This is a genomic window from Roseibium suaedae (assembly GCF_900142725.1).
Classification (GTDB): Bacteria; Pseudomonadota; Alphaproteobacteria; order Rhizobiales; family Stappiaceae; genus Roseibium; species Roseibium suaedae.
In genome coordinates this window covers 53,233-74,148 of record NZ_FRBW01000007.1, presented here as the reverse complement: position 1 = coordinate 74,148, position 20,916 = coordinate 53,233, and the positions used below count along the sequence as shown (strand labels likewise).

The window sequence follows — 20,916 nt, the reverse complement described above, 5'->3', positions numbered from 1 at the left end:
GCCCTTATTCCGCTGCTTCCGCCGCGCGGGACTTGGCCAGGGCGGAACATTCCGCCATCACGGCCGACGCACGCGCGATCGGGTTGGTCAGATAGAAATCGCTGATCACATTGTGGAAGGCAGCCGAATTCGGCTTGCCGCCCAAGTCCGCCAGCTTGGCGATGTCTGCAATGTCTCCGGCGGCGATGCCGTCGATCTCGGCCAGATGCGGGTGAGCTGCAAACAGCGCGCCGCGCAGACCGGAAAGAGTGTCGAAGCCGAGGGTCTTGCCCAGAGCGGCCGACAGAGCCCGCAGGATGGCCCAGTCCTCGCGGGCGTCGCCCGGAGGGAAGCCAGCCCGGTCACCCAGCTGCACACGGCCTTCCGTGTTCACGTAGATGGCGGACTTTTCCGTATAGGCAGCGCCCGGCAGGATCACGTCGGCGCGGTGTGCGCCACGGTCACCATGGGTGCCCTGATAGATCACGAAAGCACCGGCCGGAATTTCGACTTCGTCGACGCCGAGGAGGAACAGGACCTCCAGGCTGTTTTCCGCCAGGATCTGACCCGTGGAGAGACCGCCCTCGCCCGGCACGAAACCGATGTCGAGCGCGCCAACCTGGGCTGCTTCCGTGTGAAGAATGTTGAAGCCGTTCCAGCCGTCCTGAATGACGCCGTGCGCCTTGGCGACAGCGGCAGCGGCAGACAGGACTGCAGCGGCATCCATGCGGTTCAGAGCGCTCTGACCGATGATGATCATCGGCTTCTTGGCACCTGCCAGAATGGAGGCATCGCCAATGAGGCTCTGGACGCTTTCCGGGCCTGCGCCCAGATAGGTCACCGGGTAGGTCAGGTCGGCGTTCTGGCCGATCAGGCCGATCTTGATGTCGCCGCGGGTCCAGCGCTTGCGCAGACGCGCATTGAGGACCGGGCTTTCAAGACGGGGGTTAGTTCCGATGAGCAGAATGGCGTCTGCCTCATCAATGCCCTGAACGGTCGAGTTGAACAGGTAGCTGGCGCGGCCATGCTTCGGATGCAGCGCAGATCCCGGGAAGCGGCTGTCGATGTTCTTAACACCGAGGCTGTCCATCAGGCTCTTGAGCGCGAACATTTCCTCAACCCCGGAGAGCTGACCGGCGAGTGCGCCGATCTTTTCCGGAGCCGTGGCCTTCACCTTGTCCGCAATGATCTGGAAGGCTTCTGCCCAGCTCACCGGCTGCAGCTTGCCATCCTTCTTTGCGTAAGGACGATCGAGGCGCTGGGTCTTCAGACCGTCCCAGATGCACCGGGTCTTGTCGGAAATCCATTCCTCGTTCACCGCATCGTTCAGACGCGGCATGATGCGCATGACTTCCTTGCCGCGGGTGTCGACGCGGATGGCAGAGCCGAGCGCATCCATCACGTCGATGCTTTCGGTCTTCACCAGTTCCCACGGACGGGCATGGAAGGCGTAAGGCTTGGAGGTCAGGGCGCCAACCGGGCACAGGTCAACGACGTTGCCCTGCATTTCGGAAGACAGCGCCTTCTCCAGATAGGTGGTGATCTCTGCATCTTCGCCGCGGCCGATCAGGCCCATGTCGGCGACACCGCAGACTTCCGTGGTGAAACGGACGCAGCGGGTGCAGTGAATGCAGCGGGTCATGATGGTCTTGACCAGCGGTCCCAGGTGCTTGTTCTCCACGGCGCGCTTGTTCTCGCCGTAACGGGAACTATCTACGCCATAGGCCATGGCCTGGTCCTGAAGGTCACACTCACCGCCCTGGTCGCAGATCGGGCAATCCAGCGGGTGGTTGATGAGGAGGAACTCCATCACCCCTTCGCGGGCCTTCTTGACCATCGGGCTCTTGGTCAGAACCACCGGCGGCTCGCCGTTCGGGCCCGGACGCAGGTCACGGACACCCATGGCGCAAGATGCGGTCGGCTTGGGCGGTCCGCCCTTCACTTCCACAAGGCACATGCGGCAGTTGCCGGCGATAGACAGCCGGTCGTGGTAACAAAAGCGCGGAACTTCGGCGCCGGCTTCCTCGCATGCCTGAAGCAGCGTGTAGTCCGCCGGGACATCCACTTCCTTGCCGTCGATGATCAGCTTTGTCATCGCCTGCTCTCCAAATCCCGTTTCCGCGTTACTCTGCCGCGACCATCGCCGGCCGCTTGGCCTTGGCGACGTAATCGTCGATGCGCTGTTCGATGACCGGCCGGAAGTTCTTGATCAACCCCTGGATCGGCCAGGCCGCAGCATCGCCGAGTGCGCAGATGGTGTGGCCTTCGACCTGCTTGGTCACGTTGAACAGCATGTCGATTTCCTCGTAGGAGGATTCGCCCTTCACCATGCGTTCCATGACGCGCCACATCCAGCCGGTGCCTTCACGGCACGGCGTGCACTGGCCGCAGCTCTCGTGCTTGTAGAAGTAGCTGAGGCGGGCAATCGCCTTGATGATGTCGGTCGACTTGTCCATCACGATCACGGCTGCCGTGCCGAGGCCGGAGCCCAGACCGCGCAGCGTGTCGAAATCCATTGCCGTGTCCTTGATCTGCTCTGCCGTGAGGCAGGGCACCGAGGATCCGCCCGGAATGACTGCCAGGAGGTTGTCCCAGCCGCCACGGATGCCACCGCAGTGCTTTTCGATCATTTCGGAGAACGGAATGCCCAGCTCTTCCTCGAAGGTGGACGGCTGGTTCACATGGCCGGACACGCAGAAGAGCTTGGTGCCTGCGTTGTTCGGCGTGCCGAGCCCGGAGAACCAGGAGGCGCCGCGGCGCAGGATGGTCGGAGCGACCGCAATCGATTCAACGTTGTTCACCGTGGTTGGGCAGCCATAGAGGCCGACGTTCGCCGGGAACGGCGGCTTCAGGCGCGGCTGGCCCTTCTTGCCTTCAAGGCTTTCAAGCAGTGCGGTTTCTTCGCCGCAGATATAGGCGCCGCCACCGTGGTGAACGTAGATATCGAAATCGTAGCCGTTCTTGTTGTTCTTGCCGATCAGGCCAGCATCATAGGCCTGATCGATGGCTGCCTGCAGACGCTCACGTTCGCGGATAAACTCGCCGCGCACATAGATGTAAGCGGCAATGGCGCCCATGGCATAACCGGCAACCAGACAGCCTTCGACCAGCGTGTGCGGGTCGTGGCGCAGGATTTCACGGTCCTTGCAGGTGCCCGGCTCGGATTCGTCGGCGTTGACGACGAGGTAGCACGGACGGCCATCGGAAGCCTTCGGCATGAACGACCACTTGAGGCCGGTCGGGAAGCCTGCACCGCCACGGCCACGCAGACCGGAGGCTTTCATCTCGTCGATGATCCAATCGCGGCCCTTGTCGATGAGACCCTTGGTGTTATCCCACTGGCCACGCTTCTTCGCGCCTTCAAGACCCCAGTCATGAAGACCGTAGATATTGGTGAAGATCCGATCCTGATCTTTCAGCATCTCTTCCCCCTACCCTTCGTTCTTGCTGGAGGGCACATCGCCCTTTTCGACGCGCTTGGAGAATTCCGTCTCGCCACCGGCAGCCAGAATCTTCGCCTGTTCGATCCAGCCGTCGCGCTCGATCCGGCCCTTGAACTTCAGGCGGCTGTCCACCCAGGCGATTTCCGCCGGGGTCCAGGCCGCAACCTGATCGAAGTGATAGAAGCCGAGATCATTGAGGGTTTCCTCAAGCTTCGGACCAACGCCCTTCAGCTTCTTCAGATCGTCCGGCTTGCCGTCGCGCGCTGCGGTGAGAAGAACGGGTTCCTTCTCTTCGGCAGACGGCGCGTCAGCGCTTTCCGGCTTGGCCTTGGAGACCGGAGCCGGTTCCGCAGGCTTCTCGGCGGCCTTTTCGACCTTCTTTGCGGTGTCGGCGACGCTGTCTGCGGCCTGCTTGGCAGCATAGGCAGCCTTCACCTTGGCCACAGCATCTTCTGCCGGGGTCGGAACACCGTCATAGTCCTTGCCACCTGCGTTGATCGCAGCGCCGGTGAACGCGACAGATGCCTTGGCATTGCCATCGACCACATGCGGCACCGGCAACTCGCCCTTGGTGTCATCGTTGATTTCGGTCAGGCTGGTGAGACCGCCGGAAGCCATCGCGAAGCGGCGGCCGTTCTGCGGACCAGGCGTTACTTCCTTGCCAGCGGAGATATCGTCCAGAAGCTTGTTGAACGTGTCCGTTGTCAGGTCTTCATAGGTATCCTTGAAGATCTGGACCATCGGAGCGTTCACGCAGGCGCCGAGGCACTCGACCTCTTCCCAGGAGAAGTTTCCGTCTTCGGAAATCTCGTGCATGTGCTTGGCAATACGGCTCTTGCAGATCTTGATCAGATCTTCGGAGCCGCGCAGCTGGCATGGCGTGGTACCGCAAACCTGGATGTGAGCCTTCTTGCCGACCGGCTGAAGCTGGAACATCGTGTAGAAGGTCGCGACTTCCAGAACGCGGATATGCGGCATGGAGAGCATGTCCGCGATGTAGCGGATTGCCGGCTCACAGACCCAGCCTTCGTTCTGTTCCTGGGCGCGCCACAACAGCGGAATGACGGCAGAGGCCTGTCGGCCCGCCGGATACCGGTCGATCACCTTATTCGCCCAAGCGAGATTGACCTCGTTGAAGGCGAAGCTTTCAGGTTGTTCCGCGGCAAGTCTGCGAACCGCCATGGTGTTATCCCCGTTTCATCAGCTTGACCGGAGCCGGTTGGCCGGCTGCCAGGGTCGAGAAAAAAGCGCGAAAGCCGACCGTTAGCGGTCGACCTCGCCAAACACGATATCCATCGAGCCCAGAACCGCCGAAATATCGGCGAGCTGGTGGCCGCGGCCTACGAAGTCCATGGCCGACAGGTGGGCAAAGCCCGGAGCCTTGATCTTGCAGCGATACGGCTTGTTGGTGCCGTCAGCCACGAGATAGACACCAAACTCTCCCTTGGGCGCTTCCACGGCGGCGTAAACTTCGCCGGCCGGGACGTGATAGCCTTCGGTATAGAGCTTGAAGTGGTGGATCAGGGCTTCCATCGACCGCTTCATTTCGCCGCGCTTGGGAGGAACGATCTTGCCGTCGGTGGAGGAAATCGGACCGGTTTCCGTGGTCAGACGCTCAAGGCACTGCTTCATGATGCGGACAGACTGGCGCATCTCTTCCATACGGATGAGGTAGCGGTCATAGCAGTCGCCGTTCTTGCCGATCGGAATGTCGAATTCCAGATCCGCGTAGCATTCATAAGGCTGCGACTTGCGCAGGTCCCAGGCAGCGCCGGAACCGCGGACCATCACGCCGGAGAAGCCCCAGGCCCAGGCATCGTCGAGGTCAACGACGCCGATATCGACGTTACGCTGCTTGAAGATGCGGTTGTCGGTCAAAAGGCCTTCGATGTCGTCCAGACGCTGCAGGAACGGATCACAGAAGTCCCAGATATCGTCGAGCAGATCGCGCGGCAGGTCCTGGTGAACACCACCCGGACGAACGTAAGCGGAGTGCATGCGGGCACCACAGGCGCGCTCGTAGAAAATCATGAGCTCTTCGCGCGGCTCGAAACCCCACAGCGGCGGCGTCAGGGCGCCAACGTCCATGGCCTGCGTGGTCACGTTCAGAAGATGCGACAGGAGACGGCCGATTTCCGAATAGAGAACGCGGATCAGCTGACCGCGCATCGGAACGGTGACGCCGAGCATCTTTTCCACCGCCAGCGCAAACGCATGTTCCTGGTTCATCGGCGCCACGTAGTCGAGGCGGTCGAAATAGGGAACTGCCTGCAGATAGGTCTTCTGCTCGATCAGCTTTTCGGTACCACGATGCAGCAGGCCGATATGCGGATCGACGCGCGTCACCACTTCCCCGTCCAGCTCAAGCACAAGACGCAGAACGCCGTGGGCCGCCGGGTGCTGGGGACCGAAGTTGATGTTGAAATTGCGAACCTGATTTTCGGCCATCGGGGAAAGCCTTAATTCGTGGTTGCTTTCTCATCGCCCGGCAGCACGTAGTCCGTGCCTTCCCATGGCGAGAGAAAATCGAAATTGCGGAATTCCTGGTTCAGGCGAACCGGCTCATAGACGACGCGCTTCTTCTCGTCGTCATAGCGCACTTCCACGTAACCGGTCACGGGGAAGTCCTTGCGCAGCGGATAGCCGTCGAAACCATAGTCGGTGAGCAGACGGCGCAGATCCGGGTGACCGGAAAAGAGAATGCCGTACATGTCATAGGCTTCGCGTTCGAACCATTCAGCGCCCGGGAAGAGACCGGTGATGGAGGGAACAGGCGTTTCCTCATCGGTGGCAACCTTCACGCGGATGCGGTGGTTCTGAACCGGGGACAGGAAGTGATAGACAACGTCGAAACGCTTTTCCCGCGCCGGCCAGTCAACTCCGCACACGTCCGTCAGATTGACGAACTTGCAGGAGCTGTTGTCGCGCAGGAACCGCACCACATCGAGAATCTGGCCCGCATCCGCTACAAGCGTCAGCTCGCCATATTCGACGGTCCAGGACAGCAGGGACTCGCCCAGAGCAAGCTGGATGTGCTCTGCGAGTTCCTTCAGCGTCTCGTCCATGTTCTTTGCCTCACTCCGTTGGAGCCTCGAAGGGGCGGCGCGTTCCACCCCTTAGTCAATTCAGTCGGTCTCAGCGCTCGATCGTACCCGTGCGCCGGATTTTCTTCTGCAGCATCAGCACGCCGTAGAGCAGCGCCTCTGCCGTCGGGGGACAGCCCGGCACATAGATGTCGACCGGAACAACCCGGTCACAGCCACGAACCACCGAATAGGAATAGTGGTAGTAGCCGCCACCATTGGCACAGGAGCCCATGGAGATAACGTAACGCGGTTCCGGCATCTGGTCATAGACCTTGCGGAGCGCGGGCGCCATCTTGTTGGTCAGCGTGCCGGCGACGATCATCACATCCGACTGACGCGGTGACGCGCGCGGTGCGAAGCCGAAACGCTCGACATCGTAATGGGGCATGGAGAGCTGCATCATTTCCACGGCGCAGCAGGCCAGACCGAAGGTCATCCACATCAGCGAGCCGGTACGGGCCCACTGGATCAGATTGTCGGTCGAGGTGACGAGGAAGCCCTTGTCGGCCAGCTCGTCATTGACTTCCATGAAGAACGGATCATTCGAACCAACCGGCTTGCCGGTATTCGGGTCGATGATGCCCTTCGGGCGCTCAGCGATGAGCGGGCCGGTTGTGCTGGTCAATCCCATTCCAGCGCTCCCTTTTTCCATTCGTAGATGAAGCCGATGGTGAGGACGCCGAGGAAGACCATCATGGACCAGAAGCCGTACCATCCGAGATCACCGAACTTCACCGCCCACGGGAAGAGGAAAGCCACTTCCAGGTCGAAGATGATGAACAGGATCGAAACCAGATAGAACCGGACATCGAACTTCATGCGCGCGTCATCGAATGCGTTGAAGCCGCACTCATAAGCGGACAGCTTCTCCGGATCTGGGTTCTTGTAAGCCAGGAGGAAAGGAGAAATCAAAAGCGCCAGGCCGATCACCAGCGCAATGCCGATGAACACGACGATCGGGATGTATTCCCGCAAGAGTTCTTCCATGTCTTTCGCGTCCTTGCATGTGGAGGGCGGACCGGGAGAGGATCCTGCCTTCGAGGCCCTGCCCTAACGCAACTGTACAGTCGCACATAACGCAAGACCTGCCAGTCCGAGGCGGACCAGCATGCGAAGGCACGCTTAGCTCACCCCATGGTGCAACGCAAGACCTTCCAATCGTCAAACAATTGCCATTGTTGGCCGAAATTGCCCTTTTCGAGCCACGAACCGCACAATTCCTTACGTTCCCGGCCGGTGCATAACTTTTGTTTTGATGAAGGGAGTTTTTAAAGAGCCGCAGCTTTTGCAACCCGTAGCGCACGCAGGCTAAAGAAGGATTCGCCTCAGACAGGTTTTCCAGCAAAACCCCGGAAGCCATCCCGCCAGCCATTGAGCCTTCCGGCAACACCTGGCCGAAACGCATGAAGACGCCAAGCAGATGCTGGCGTCACGTATATTCAAAAAGTCTTGGAGATTTTCCGCACCCAGGCGGCCCGGTTTCCCGGCTTCGTTAAGTGGCGCGAGTGACGGGGCTCGAACCCGCGACCTCCGGCGTGACAGGCCGGCACTCTAACCAACTGAGCTACACCCGCAACTTAACGGTATATAGGCGCCCTTCCCCTGACCGAAGTCCATGAGAAGTGGCGCGAGTGACGGGGCTCGAACCCGCGACCTCCGGCGTGACAGGCCGGCACTCTAACCAACTGAGCTACACCCGCTCCGCGCTGACGACGTGTTGTCGCCGCGAAGTGGCGCTGATGTACGGCGGCAGGCGGAGGAAGTCAAGCGCCCGCAAAGCGATGCCTGAAGGTTTTTCCAAAACCCGCAAAAACCCACAGGAACAAGGCAATTCTCACCGGCACTCACTTGTGGATAAAATCAAGCCAGCAAAATGGCTTGAGACGAATCCCTGATGCGGATTCGCATCTCCGGAAACTGATTTGCCGCCCCCGGCATATTCAGCGTTCATTTTCCCGCCCCTTGCACCTGAAGAGAGCCTGGCATCTTGCCCCCGCCCGCATCCAGGCGCCGCATCGCCCCTCCCTCCAGAGCGGCAGCCGCACAGCAATACCCTCGAACCATAGATCAAAAGGTGAAGCGGAGCAAAAATACCCGCAAGAGTTATATATTGATATTTGTACCAATACTTTCACCTTACGCAAGAAAACGAAAAAAATACGCATCACACCCGAAAGCGATGGGATTCCATTAAACTATTTCTCGTATTTCGTTTTTGCGATCTTCCTCCTCCCAATTCCGGATCAGCAAAAAATGAGTTTCAGTTCTCCCAAGACCGTCAGCGGAAAGCTTTATGCGCTTGTCGCACTGTTTTCCGTCTGCTTCGCGATTACTCTCGGCTTCCAGCTCTATGCGCTGGGGAACAATCTGGACGCATTCAAGCGCGCCGAACTGCGCAGCCTCGTCCAGGCCGCCACAAATATTGCAGGGAATTATCAGGCCCTCGTCGCCAAGGGTGAAATGAGCGAAGCCGATGCACAGACAGCTGCCAAACGCTCTCTGCGCGGCATGCTCTATAATGGCGGCAAGGACTACGTCTTTGTTTATGATGGTGACGGCACCAGCCTTGTTCACCCGGCAAAGCCCGACAACGAAGGCAAGAACATCATTGGCTCGCAGGATGGCAACGGCAAGTACCACATCCGCGAATTCATCGAGCAGGCCAAGGCCAACGGCTCGGCCTATGTCTCTTACGCCTGGAAGAACCCGGAAGGCGTGGTTCTGCCCAAAATCAGCTATGTCATGGAATTCAAGCCCTGGGGCTGGGTTCTGGGCTCCGGCGTTCTGATGGACGACATCAACGCGGCTTACTGGAAGACGGCGACCACCAGCGCAGGCCTGATGGGCCTTCTGATTGCGATCTGCGTCGGTCTCAGCATCCTCATTGCCCGCTCTATCGCCAATCCGCTGCGCACCCTCTCCACCCGCATGCTGGAAATCGCCCAGGGCAATTTCTCGGTTGCGATTGAAGGCGTCGACCGCAACGATGAAATCGGCAAGATGAGCCAGGCCGTCGAAGTCTTCCGCGAAAATGGTCTGACCCGTCAGCAGCTGGAGCAGCAGACAGAAGAAGACCGTCTGCGGGAACTGCGCCGCCAAAAGGAAGTCAACAAGCTCATCAGCGTCTTCCAGGAAGAAGTCCGCATGGCCCTTGGCTCGGTCAGCGACAACACCGGCAAGCTGAACGAATCCGCGATTGCCCTGCGCAACATCGCTACCGAAACCGAAGAAAGCTCCGGCAGCGCGGCAGCGGCCTCTGAACAGGCGACCGCCAATGTCCAGACCGTTGCTTCCGCCGCAGAAGAACTGTCGGCTTCGATCAGCGAGATCAACCGGCAGGTGGACCAGAGCAGCGCGATCGTCGGCCAGGCAAGTGAAAGCGCCGCCCTGTCCAACGCCAAGGTCGCAAGCCTTGACGCGGCGGCCCAGAAGATCGGCGAAGTCGTCAGCCTGATCCAGGCCATTGCCGAGCAGACGAATCTTCTCGCCCTCAACGCCACCATCGAGGCGGCCCGGGCAGGTGAAGCAGGCCGTGGGTTCGCGGTTGTGGCCGCCGAGGTAAAGGAACTGGCCAACCAGACCTCCAAGGCGACCGAGGAAATCTCATCCCAGATCCATGCCATCCAGGGATCGACCCGCGAAACCGTCGCCGTGATCGAGGACATCACCAAGATCATGGAACAAGTCAGCGGCTATACCACCGCTATCGCCGATGCCGTGGGTGAACAGGGTCTCGCCACCCGGGAGATCTCCTCGAACGTCCAGGAAGCCGCGCAAGGTACCCACCTGGCAACGGTCAACATGCACACGGTCGCAAACGGCGCGACCATGACGGCGCAGACCGCCGACGATGTGCTGGCAAGCACCAACCGGACCGCCGAAAGCACCGACAATTTGCGCAACAAGATCGAGGCCTTCCTGCGCGACGTCGCAGCCGCCTGACCGGTCCTGAAGACAAGAAAAAACGCCGGCGGAGCGATCTGCCGGCGTTATTTTATGACTGGGCGAACACTTCGCCTCACAGGCCGTGGAAGCTGAACCAGATCGCAGTCGTCGTGACCAGGCCGACAATCAGGTTCATCGGCACCCCGATCTTCAGAAAGTCCGAGAACTGATAATTTGCCGCGCCATAGACCAGCGTGTTGGTCTGATAGCCGATCGGCGTCGCAAAGCTCGCACTGGCACCGAACATGACGGTCATGACAATCGCCCTGGCGTCAATGCCCAGCGGTTCGGCAAGACCGATGACAACCGGCGTCAGCACCACGGCAACCGCATTGTTGGTCACCATCTCGGTCATGACGGAGGCGGCGAGATAGATCAGCAGAAGCGCCGCAAAACCGGGAACGGCACTCATCAGCGGCGTCAAGGCCGAAACGATCATTTCAACCGCCCCGGTGTTCTCCAGCGCCTTTCCGACCATCAGCATGGAGAAGATCAGCACCAGAACTGAACCGTTCAGCGAATCCCAGGCCTCATCCGGGTCAATGCAGCGCAGGAGCAGGAGCAAGGCGACCGCGATCAACGCAAGGCTGCCAATGGACATGAACCCCATTGCAGACAGGATGACGACACCGGCCAGCGCCAGGAGCGCAATCGGCGCCTTGCTGCGACGGTAGGCGCGTCCGGTGGGGTGTGAGACCGAAACCAGTTCCGTTTCGGCCGACAGTTCCTCAAAACCGGCAGCAGGCCCCTCGATCAGCAGCTTGTCTGCTGCCTTCAGCCGCACAGCTCCAAGCTCCGGCCCCGGAATGTGATTGTGACGGTGCGCGCCCAGAATCCGGATGCCGAATCTGCGGCCAAGGGACAGGGACGAGATCGGAATGCCCTGGGTGGTCCGGCGCGGTGCTACCACTGCCTCGACCACGATGTGGTCCTCGCCCTTCTTTTGCGCGGAGCGGAGACCGACCCGGAAGTCCTTGAGACTGTTCAGCGTCAGGACTTCGGAGGTTGGAGCACGCACGATCAGGACGTCCCCCTTTTTGAGCTCGAAGGCATCAAGATCCGACCTTGTCACCTCGGTACCTCGCCGGACACCGGTGACGACGATGCCCGGCCGGTTCAGCTCGGCCAGATCAGCAATCGTCTTCCCATCCAGCTCTTCGCTGATCAGGGCAACTTCGGTCAGGAACTCCGTCTCTCCAAGGAGCAGATCCTGCGCAGCGTCTTCCCGGTGCGGCAACAAAAACTTGCCGAGAAGCAGCATGGTCGCCAGGCCGCTCAGGGCGGTGATGATGCCATAGGGCGTGATTTCAAAGATGCCGAAAGGCTCCAGTCCCTGCTGGCGGGCAACACCATCGACCAAAAGGTTCGTTGATGTACCCAGCAGGCTCAAGGTGCCGCCGAGGATCGCGGTATAGGAAAGCGGAATGAGCAAGCGGGTGGGCGCAACACCAATCGCCTTGGCAAGCTTGATGACCACGGGAATCAGCACCAGCACCACCGGCGTGTTGTTGACGACGGCCGAGGCCAGCATCGAAATCAGAACAAAGGCGCTGATGGACAGGATCGGCCGTTCCTGGGCGCGGGAGACCACCAGATCCGCCAGGGCATCCAGCACCCCGGTGCGCACCAGGGCTCCGGACAGGATGAACATGGCAGCGATGGTGATGGGCGCCGGATTGGAAAAGGCGGCAAGAGCCTCGTCCTGGGACAGGAAACCGAGACCCAGACAGACGGCAGCGGCAGCTGCGGCAACGATCTCCGGTGCCAGTCGTTCACTGAGGAATGCGGCGAACATCACGGCCAGAATCAGCAATGCAAACAGGGCCTGATGGGCCTCCAGGAACTCAGCAAACATGGGTCACCCGCCGGATTTTGAGTAGCAGAGAACAGAACGGGTGGAGCGAGGGAAAGTTCCACAACCCGTTGATTGAAAACCATCGGCTGAATAGGATTAGGCATCGCGAATTTCACGCGTCAAATTAGGGAGTTACGTTGCCCAATGCCATTTCGTCTCATTCTGGCGGCAAGCCTTGCACTTGCCATTTTGCCCTCCTCCGCCACTGCCGAGAAGTATGACTGGCAAAGGAAGAGCAAGTTCTCCAGCGTAATAAAAGAAATCAAAAAGAAAAAAGAGATTCCAACGAAGATTGAATGTAAAATGAGCGACAAGCCCGGTGTTCTGCTCTTCAAGGTCACGACCCAGCCAAACAAGAAAAACCAGTCTTGGGAGATGGGGATCTATGATGGCAAGCTCTGGGCAGGTAACAAGAAATCCGTAGATGTTGTGGTCCAGCCAAAATCGGGCATGGTCACGACCTGCTGGCTTGAACACAACTGATTAGGAAGCCACTCCGTGGATACTGCCTTCATTCCCGACCTGTCGGTAATCCTTGCCTTTTCCGCAGCTGCCGTCGTGCTCATCATCACGCCGGGGCCGGACATGACACTGTTTCTGTCCAAGACCTTGTCCCAGGGCCGTGCGGCAGGCTTTGCCGCGGTTGCAGGTGCGCTGACGGGTTGCGTCGTGCACTCCATTCTGGCCGCTGTCGGCATTTCAGCGCTTCTGGCCGCCTCCCAGACCGGCTTTCTGGTCCTGAAAATCTGCGGTGCCGCCTATCTGATCTGGCTCGGCTTCCAGGCGATCCGCCATGGTTCGGCCCTCAATCTGGATGCCTCTTCCGGCCGCCGCGGTTCCCTGTTCGGAACCTTCACCCAAGCGATCGCGACCAATCTGCTCAATCCGAAGATCGTGCTGTTCTTCGTGACTTTCCTGCCGCAGTTCATCACGGTCACCGACCCCCATGCGACGGGCAAGCTGCTGTTCCTCGGCCTTTACTTCGTCGCCCTCAGCATTCCTGCTGGCATCGCCCTGGTCATGAGCGCCAGTGCCTTCCAGAGACTGATCAAGTCCTCGCCCAAGGCCATGCGGGCCTTTGACTGGATCTTTGCCTCCATCATGGGCGGCTTTGCCCTCCGGCTTCTGACCGCGCAGGCGAGCAGCAACTGAGACGCTAACGCGTCCCCTCCGCCTCTGATGACAACCGGCCGCAGCTTGCGGCCGGATCTGCCCTTGCATCTTCTGGTGATCATTGATCAACTTGCCACCCGCAGAGTGACCTGAACGGAGCAAGACATGACCGATCCCCTGTTTCGCGAAAACGCCTATGTGAAGACCTGCGAGGCTCGCGTTCTGGAGATTACGGATCAGGGCGGGATCATTCTCGACCGCACGGTCTTCTATGCCGCCAGCGGCGGCCAGCCCGGCGACACGGGCCGGCTGGTCATGGCGGACGGCACCGCAGTGACCATTGCCGACACGGTTTTTGCCGAAGACCGCACCACGGTGATCCATGTTCCGCAAGAAGGCCAGGAATTGCCGCCTGTCGGCTCTGCCCTTGCCCCGGAGCTGGACTGGGAGCGCCGACACAAGCTCATGCGCATGCACACGGCCCTTCACATCATCTGCGCGGTTCTGAAAACCAAGATCACCGGCTGCCAGATCGGAGCCGAGGAAAGCCGCATCGATCTCAACATTCCCGAGCCGCCCGAGCGGGACGCCGTTCAGGCTGCAATCCAGACCGCCATCGATGCGGACATGGAAACCTCGACCGAATGGATCACCGATGCCGAGCTTGATGCCAATCCGGATCTGGTCAAGTCCATGAGCGTCAGCCCGCCTCGCGGCTCCGGCCAGATCCGCCTGGTGCGAATCGGCGAGGACTTCGACCTCCAGCCCTGCGGCGGCACCCATGTGGCCCGCACCTCGGAAATCGGTCCCGTCGAAGTGACCAAGATCGAAAACAAGGGCAAGCTGAACCGGCGGATCCGCATCCGCTTTGCCAGTTGAGGCCTGACATTCCTATCAAACACATGTCCCGGGAGGACACCTGAAATGAGCGAGAGCCCCCTTGTCAGCACAAGCTGGCTTGCAGATCATCTGAGCGCTCCGGATGTGCGTGTGATCAATGCCTGGATGCCTCCTGTCACGGATCCGGGCGCAAAGCCCTTCTATCCGAACGAGCACATTCCCGGCGCTGTCTTCTTCGATGTGAACGAGATCTGCGACAAGACCACCAGCCTGCCTCACATGTTGCCGCCCGCGCATCAGTTCTCCTCTGCCATGCGCAAGATGGGGATCGGCGATGGCCAGACCCTCGTCGTCTATGACGATTACGGTTTCTATTCCGCTCCGCGCGTCTGGTGGACCCTGCGCACCATGGGCGCAGAACGGGTGTATGTGCTGGATGGCGGCATGCCGAAGTGGAAAGCCGAGAACCGTCAGATCGAAAACACCAGCCCTCTGGTGCGCGAAAGCCATTTCAGCGCCCGGCTGGACCATTCCGCCGTGGCCGATCTGGCGGAAGTGCAGAAGATCATCGCCAGCGGTTCACGCCAGCTTCTCGATGCCCGCTCAGCCGCCCGTTTCAATGGCACAGCTCCCGAGCCCCGGGCTGGATTGCGCTCCGGTCATATGCCTACGGCCTTGAACCTTCCCTTCAACCTGCTGGTCGCGGAAGACGGCACTTTCCGCCCGAAGGAGGAGTTGGAAGCCGCCTTCAGGAATGCAGGTGTTGATCTCGACAAGCCGGTCACGACCACCTGCGGCTCCGGCGTCACCGCCTCCATTCTCGCCATGGGTCTCAACATCATCGGCGCACGCGATGTCAGCGTCTATGACGGATCCTGGAGCGAATGGGGCGCACGGGAAGACACGGACGTCGTCACTGGCTAGGCTTTGGGACATCTCCGGCGCGGGTCCTGACCTGCGCCGGAGAATTATCAGAAAGGATCAGGCAGCCGCCTGGCTGCCTGTCCGGCTCAGCACCTGATCTGCCGCCTTGCCATTGACTTCAGCCATATGGTCAAACGCGGCAAAATAGCTGGCAACACCGGCACTTGCCGAGCGAAGTTCAATGATCAGGTCAGAGGTTTCAGCCTGCGGGATCAAGGCCTGAACCTCATCCCAGCCCGCCCATCCATCCCGCGCATCAAAACCGAGCAGCTGCCCACGCCGAGCGGAAACAATCGCATTGACCTTGGCTGTCACATCGGCCGGGCACTGGATCGTCACCTTCAGCACCGGCTCCAGCAGAACAGGCTTGCAGGCCTCCAGCCCCTCGCGCATCCCCTGGATCGCCGCCATGCGGAAAGCCTGATCGGAACTGTCGACCGAATGATAGGACCCGTCGGTCAGGCAGACCGCCACATCCACCACCTGAAAGCCAAGCGGGCCTTTCTGCAAGGCTTCAAGCACGCCTTCCCGGACAGAGGGGATATATTGCTTCGGCACCACGCCGCCGGTGATCCGGTCGGAGAAGGCTGCTCCCGCGCCTCTTTCCTGGGGTCGGATTTCCAGCGCCACATCGCCAAACTGGCCATGACCGCCGGACTGTTTCTTGTGCCTGGCCCTGATGTCCGTTCCGCTGCGAATGGTCTCCGCATAGGGAATGGCCGGTGTCCCCGTCTCGATCACAAGCCCGAACTTGCCGGTCAGCTTCTCCTGTGCCACGCGCAGGTGCATTTCGCCCTGCCCCTCCAGGATCGTCTCACCGCTGTCCTGGGACTGGCGGGCGATCAGGGACGGGTCTTCCTCGGTCAGTTTGGCAAGCGCCGCCGACAGACGCACATCATCCTGCCGCCGCCCTGCCCTCAGGCTGAGCGCCAGAACCGGATAGGGATAGCTGCGGGCACCGGAGGACGGCACCGCCTTGTCGGACAGGATGTCGCCCGTCATCACCGTATCGAGACGGCCGAGACCGACCAGTTCACCCTCGCTGGCAACTCCCCGTTTTGACGCCTGCTGGCCAAGGAGCGAAAAGACCCCGGAGACCCGGTTCTCGCCGCCGCGCGGATCCGTCACCACGTCGCCGTCGGACACCGTTCCACTTAGCACCCGTGCCACGGACAGCTTGCCGCCATGCGGCGTATGCAGGGTCTTCAACACCTCCAGAGCCGGACCTTGGGCGTGCATGCCGAGGCGCTTGCGCGTCTGCGTGACACCCGGCGCTTCATGCCTGAGGGCCTTCAACATCCGTCCAACCCCGTTGCCATGCTCGCCAGACCCGAAGAACACCGGGCAGATCAGGCCCTCCTGCATCTCGCGCACCAGATCGCCGAAGACCTGGGCGGGATCAGGGGCGATGTCTTCAAGCAGAGCCTCCATCAGATCATCATCATGGTCGGCAAGCGTCTCCAGCATGGTGTAGCGGGCTTCCAGTTCCCGCACCCGGTCCTGGTCGCTCATGTCGATCCGCGTGCTTTCCTCGCGCTCGTGATAGACATGGGCCCGCTCCAGCGCCAGATCGATGAAGCCGACCGCACGGCCGTCCTCCCAGATCGGCAATTGCCGCAGGACCAGCGGCACCGAGGACGCCGCCTGCAAGGTATCAAGCACCACGCGGACGCCCCGCGCCTCCCGGTCGATCTTGTTCAGAAACAGCATGCGCGGAATGCCCTGGGCCTCCAGCGCCTTGAGGATCAGCTGCAAGGCGGGCAGCTTGCGCTCGTCGTCCTCAGCCACCACGATGGCCATATCCACACCGGGCAGAACCCCTTCCATTTCTGCAAGAAACTCGATGGAACCGGGGCAGTCGATGAAAGAGAAAGTGTCTCCGAGATAGGTGACCTCGGCGAAGTTTGCCTCAACACTCATGCCGTGAGCGCGGGCTTCTGCGGAAGCATCTCCGGTCATGTTTCCCGCCGAAACCGTGCCCTGGCGGGCAATGGCACCCGTCCGGGCGAGGATCGCCTCGAGAAGCGTGGTCTTGCCGCTGCCGAAGGGGCCGGTCAGGGCGATGCACCGCGGGCCATGGGCTCCCGCCGTGTTCCGGGTCCGGCCGCCTTCGCCGGTCTCTCTGCCTGAGGGAATTGTCTCCTGGAATGTCTTGTCGGGCATGCTGGGCCTCCCGTTGGTTATCACCAGCGCGGCACCCGGCCAGACCCGTTCAGGCGCAGCCAGATCTGCGCGCCTTGCCCGCCGTGGTTCATTCCCGGCGGACAGGTGTCCATGCTCTGCCTGAGATGGCCCAGGCGCAAGGATTTCTTGTGCGGCAGCGCAGCATTGAGCCCTTTCCCCGGAACGCGAAAAGGGGCGGATCGCTCCGCCCCTTTCAACGTCAGTGAAGGTCCACAAAGCCGGATCAGTGGTGCAGGATCTGGCTGAGGAACAGCTTGGTACGCTCATGCTGCGGATTGGTGAAGAACGGCTCCGGCTCGTTCTGCTCAACGATCTGGCCGGCGTCCATGAAGATCACCCGGTTCGCCACCTTGCGGGCAAAGCCCATTTCGTGGGTCACGCAAAGCATGGTCATGCCTTCTTCGGCAAGACCGACCATCACGTCCAGAACTTCCTTGATCATTTCCGGATCGAGGGCCGAGGTCGGCTCATCGAACAGCATGATCTTCGGGCTCATGCAGAGCGAGCGGGCAATCGCCACGCGCTGCTGCTGGCCACCGGACAGCTGGCCCGGGTACTTGTTGGCCTGATCCGGGATCTTGACGCGCTCCAGATAGTGCATCGCGATCTCTTCAGCCTGCTTCTTCGGCATCTTGCGTACCCAGATCGGGGCAAGGGTGCAGTTTTCCAGGATGGTCAGATGCGGGAACAGGTTGAAGTGCTGGAAACACATGCCCACTTCCCTACGGATCTCGTCGATCTTCTTCAGGTCATCGGTCAGTTCATTGCCATCCACGATGATCTGGCCGCTCTGGTGCTCTTCCAGACGGTTGATGCAGCGGATCATGGTGGATTTGCCCGAACCGGACGGGCCGCAGATAACGATCCGCTCGCCCTTCATCACAGTCAGGTTGATGTCGCGCAGAACGTGGAAGTCACCGTACCACTTGTTCATGCCCTTCAGTTCAACGGCGACTTCCGTCTCCGAAATTTGCATCTTGGAGCGGTTGATCGCCTGTTCTTCGGCGGTCGCAGCGATGTCAGTCATGGTTTTATCTCCAATATCTTGTCTCGGGAGCGGCCGTGGCCGCTCCGCTGGCGCTGGTGCCGTTTAGCGTTTGTGCCCGGTGTGCAGCTTCTTCTCGATGAAGATCGAGTAGCGCGACATGCCGAAGCAGAAGCAGAAGAAGACCATCGCGGCGAACAGGTAGCCGGTCACGCCCGTGGTCGGGCTGGCCCAGTTCGGATCCGTGGTCGACGTGTTGATCTGGCCAAGCAGATCGAACATGCCGACAATCATGACCAGCGTCGTGTCCTTGAAGAGACCGATGAAGGTGTTCACGATACCCGGGATCACCAGTTTGAGCGCTTGTGGCAGGATGATCAGACCCATCATGGGCCAGAAGCGCAGGCCGAGAGCCATTGCTCCTTCATACTGTCCCTTCGGAATGGCCTGGAGACCACCACGGACCACTTCCGCCATATAGGCTGCGGAGAAGAGAGCCACCCCGATCAGCACGCGCAGGAGCTTGTCGAAGGTCACACCGTCCGGCAGGAACAGCGGCAGCATGACCGAGGACATGAACAGCACGGTGATCAGCGGAACGCCGCGCCAGAACTCGATGAAGATCACCGAGACCAGCTTGACGATCGGCATGTGCGACCGGCGGCCGAGAGCAAAGAGGATGCCCAGCGGCAGCGATGCCGTGATGCCCGTGACCGCAATCACCAGGGTCACCAGCAGCCCGCCCCAATATGGGGTTTCCACGATCGGCAGGATGACAGCGTCGCCGATGACGAGGCCTGTCAGCAGATAGTAGGAAATGATCGGGAAGACGACCAGGAGCAGGATGGCGTTCAGTTTCTTGAACGGCACGCTCGGGATCGCCATCGGGATCAGGAGGGCGGCAAACATCGCATAGACGATGTTGACCCGGTAAATTTCAGCTGCGGGATAGCGCCCGTAGATGAACTGCGGGAAATAGGCTTTCACGAAGGCCCAGCAGGCCCCAACCGACTGCCCGCTGCCTTCCGCAGCCAGACAGGCATCACGGTTCTCGCCCGTCCACACGGCGTCGATCAGGGCAAACTTGATCAACGGCTCGAAGATGAAGAAGGCAAGCAAAAGGCCGAGGATGGTCAGGATCGTGTTTCCGGCGGAGGAGAACAGGTTCTGTCTCGCCCAGCCGATGAAGCCCGATGTGGCGACCGGAGCCGGAAGGCGCGGTGCCTCCTCGGTCCGGATCTGAAAAGTGCTTGTTTGCGACATGGGTTCTACCTCACCGCTCCACCAGGGCCATTTTCTGGTTGTACCAGTTCATGAAGGCCGACGTGATCAGGCTGAGCGACAGATAGACCAGCATCCAGATCGAAATGACCTCGATTGCCTGACCCGTCTGGTTCAGCACGGTCCCGCCGAGAGACACCAGATCGGGGAAGGCAATGGCCACCGCGAGCGAGGAGTTCTTGGTCAGGTTCAGATACTGGCTTGTCAGCGGTGGAATGATGACGCGCATCGCCTGGGGGATGATGACCAGGCGCAGGGTCGGACCATGACGCAGGCCGAGGGCATGGGCTGCCTCCGTCTGTCCATGGCTGACGGCCTGAATGCCCGCACGCACGATCTCGGCGATAAACGCAGAGGTGTAGATCGACAGCGCGGTCACCAGGGCAATCAATTCCGGAATGACCCGCTGACCACCCGTGAAGTTGAAGCCCTTCAGTGCCGGATAGTCAAAGGTGACCGGGAAACCGGCCACTGCAAGGCACAGCAGCGGCACGAGAACGATCAGCCCCAGCGCGGTCAGACCGACGGGAAATTGCTGACCGGTGCTCATCTGACGCTTCTTGGCCCAGACCTTCACCGCAATGCTGGCGACTACCGAGAGGATCAGTCCCCAGAAGGCGAGTTCAGCGCCGTCGCCGAACACCGGCTTGGGCAGGAAGAACCCGCGGTTGTTCAGGAACAGAGAACCGCCGAATTCCAGGCTGTTGCGGGCATTGGGCACCGCATTCAGCAGCAGGAAGTACCAGAACACGATCTGCAGCAGCAGCGGCACGTTCCGGATTGCCTCGACATAGCAATAGGCAAGACGGGAGATGACCCAGTTCTTCGACAGACGGGCCACGCCAATCAGGAAGCCAAGTGTCGAGGCACAGACGATGCCCACGACGGCGACCAGAATGGTGTTCAAAAGCCCCACCAGAATGGCCGTGCCATAGGAGGAGGTTTCCGCATAGTCGATCAGGGTCAGTGAAATGCCGAAACCGGCAATGTTGCTCAGGAAGCCGTAGCCTGACGCGATGTTCTGGCGTTGAAGGTTGGCAATCGTGTTGCTCACGATCACATAGCCCACGAACGCGACCACCGCGACCAGCAGCACCTGGAAGAAAACCGCTCTTACTTGCGGATCATTTATCAGTGACGAACGAGCCTCTGGCTGCGCCACCCCTTTGTCACGCGTTGTCATTTGTCCTCGCCAACCATAAGCGCAACGGCATTTTCGCCTGTTTGCGCACCGCTTCCCCTTCCCTGTCGACGCGAGAAAGCGGCTTGATTGTCCCCTGG

The 20,916-nt window shown here is 60.4% G+C and carries 17 protein-coding genes and 2 tRNA genes; 5 read left to right on the top strand and 14 right to left on the bottom strand.

All coding sequences use genetic code 11. The features are described from left to right. Positions 1-4: 4 nt before the first annotated feature. The 9 genes from nuoG to BUA94_RS21625 all read right to left on the bottom strand — a co-directional run bounded on the left by nuoG (position 5) and on the right by BUA94_RS21625 (position 8,208). Entirely contained in the window at positions 5-2,074 is a 2,070-nt protein-coding gene (nuoG, locus tag BUA94_RS21665; RefSeq protein ID WP_073015465.1) for an NADH-quinone oxidoreductase subunit NuoG, read from the bottom strand. A gap of 28 nt (positions 2,075-2,102) precedes the next feature. Continuing rightward, positions 2,103-3,401: an NADH-quinone oxidoreductase subunit NuoF gene (gene nuoF, locus BUA94_RS21660; protein ID WP_073015464.1), complete on the bottom strand. Its 1,299-nt coding sequence runs from the start codon at positions 3,399-3,401 to the stop codon at positions 2,103-2,105. A gap of 9 nt (positions 3,402-3,410) precedes the next feature. Further along, positions 3,411-4,604: an NADH-quinone oxidoreductase subunit E gene (locus BUA94_RS21655; RefSeq protein ID WP_073015463.1), complete on the bottom strand. Its 1,194-nt coding sequence runs from the start codon at positions 4,602-4,604 to the stop codon at positions 3,411-3,413. 81 nt (positions 4,605-4,685) lie between these two features. Then, positions 4,686-5,870, bottom strand: a complete 1,185-nt coding sequence (locus tag BUA94_RS21650) for an NADH-quinone oxidoreductase subunit D (RefSeq protein WP_073015462.1) — start codon at positions 5,868-5,870, stop codon at positions 4,686-4,688. 11 nt (positions 5,871-5,881) lie between these two features. After that, complete coding sequence (locus BUA94_RS21645; RefSeq protein WP_073015461.1) at positions 5,882-6,487, bottom strand: NADH-quinone oxidoreductase subunit C; 606 nt, start codon at positions 6,485-6,487, stop codon at positions 5,882-5,884. Positions 6,488-6,557: 70 nt separating this feature from the next. Continuing rightward, positions 6,558-7,139, bottom strand: a complete 582-nt coding sequence (locus BUA94_RS21640) for a NuoB/complex I 20 kDa subunit family protein (protein WP_073015460.1) — start codon at positions 7,137-7,139, stop codon at positions 6,558-6,560. Further along, positions 7,130-7,495 (bottom strand): NADH-quinone oxidoreductase subunit A, encoded by a 366-nt coding sequence (locus BUA94_RS21635; protein ID WP_073015459.1) that lies wholly within the window; start codon positions 7,493-7,495, stop codon positions 7,130-7,132. Before BUA94_RS21635 ends, BUA94_RS21640 begins: the two co-directional genes overlap by 10 nt. A 510-nt stretch (positions 7,496-8,005) precedes the next feature. Further along, positions 8,006-8,082, bottom strand: a tRNA-Asp gene (locus BUA94_RS21630). A gap of 49 nt (positions 8,083-8,131) precedes the next feature. Continuing rightward, a tRNA-Asp gene (locus BUA94_RS21625) sits at positions 8,132-8,208 on the bottom strand. 553 nt (positions 8,209-8,761) lie between these two features. Here BUA94_RS21625 and BUA94_RS21620 point away from each other — a divergent pair. Further along, positions 8,762-10,450 (top strand): methyl-accepting chemotaxis protein, encoded by a 1,689-nt coding sequence (locus BUA94_RS21620; protein WP_073015458.1) that lies wholly within the window; start codon positions 8,762-8,764, stop codon positions 10,448-10,450. A gap of 76 nt (positions 10,451-10,526) precedes the next feature. Here the strand turns inward: BUA94_RS21620 and BUA94_RS21615 are convergent, their stop codons facing one another. Then, a complete protein-coding gene (locus BUA94_RS21615; RefSeq protein WP_073015457.1) occupies positions 10,527-12,308 on the bottom strand; it encodes an SLC13 family permease in 1,782 nt (593 codons plus the stop codon). 144 nt (positions 12,309-12,452) lie between these two features. Between BUA94_RS21615 and BUA94_RS21610 the strand changes: the two genes are divergently transcribed. From BUA94_RS21610 to sseA, 4 genes are all read left to right on the top strand, one after another. Continuing rightward, entirely contained in the window at positions 12,453-12,791 is a 339-nt protein-coding gene (locus BUA94_RS21610) for a hypothetical protein (RefSeq protein WP_073015456.1), read from the top strand. A 15-nt stretch (positions 12,792-12,806) separates the two neighbouring features. Beyond that, positions 12,807-13,460, top strand: coding sequence for a LysE family translocator (locus BUA94_RS21605; protein WP_073015455.1), 654 nt, complete (start codon positions 12,807-12,809; stop codon positions 13,458-13,460). A 126-nt stretch (positions 13,461-13,586) separates the two neighbouring features. Beyond that, a complete protein-coding gene (locus BUA94_RS21600) occupies positions 13,587-14,300 on the top strand; it encodes an alanyl-tRNA editing protein (RefSeq protein WP_073015454.1) in 714 nt (237 codons plus the stop codon). 45 nt (positions 14,301-14,345) lie between these two features. Further along, positions 14,346-15,185, top strand: a complete 840-nt coding sequence (gene sseA, locus BUA94_RS21595) for a 3-mercaptopyruvate sulfurtransferase (RefSeq protein WP_073015453.1) — start codon at positions 14,346-14,348, stop codon at positions 15,183-15,185. Positions 15,186-15,242: 57 nt separating this feature from the next. Here the strand turns inward: sseA and BUA94_RS21590 are convergent, their stop codons facing one another. The 4 genes from BUA94_RS21590 to BUA94_RS21575 form a co-directional block, all read right to left on the bottom strand. Beyond that, the gene (locus BUA94_RS21590) at positions 15,243-17,348 is read right to left on the bottom strand and encodes an elongation factor G (RefSeq protein WP_084082182.1); all 2,106 of its coding nucleotides are present in this window, start codon (positions 17,346-17,348) and stop codon (positions 15,243-15,245) included. Between the two features lie 244 nt (positions 17,349-17,592). After that, positions 17,593-18,396, bottom strand: a complete 804-nt coding sequence (locus tag BUA94_RS21585) for an amino acid ABC transporter ATP-binding protein (protein ID WP_073015452.1) — start codon at positions 18,394-18,396, stop codon at positions 17,593-17,595. 63 nt (positions 18,397-18,459) lie between these two features. Continuing rightward, positions 18,460-19,617: an amino acid ABC transporter permease gene (locus tag BUA94_RS21580; protein WP_073015451.1), complete on the bottom strand. Its 1,158-nt coding sequence runs from the start codon at positions 19,615-19,617 to the stop codon at positions 18,460-18,462. A gap of 10 nt (positions 19,618-19,627) precedes the next feature. Next, positions 19,628-20,818, bottom strand: coding sequence for an amino acid ABC transporter permease (locus BUA94_RS21575; protein WP_073015450.1), 1,191 nt, complete (start codon positions 20,816-20,818; stop codon positions 19,628-19,630). Positions 20,819-20,916 lie beyond the last annotated feature (98 nt).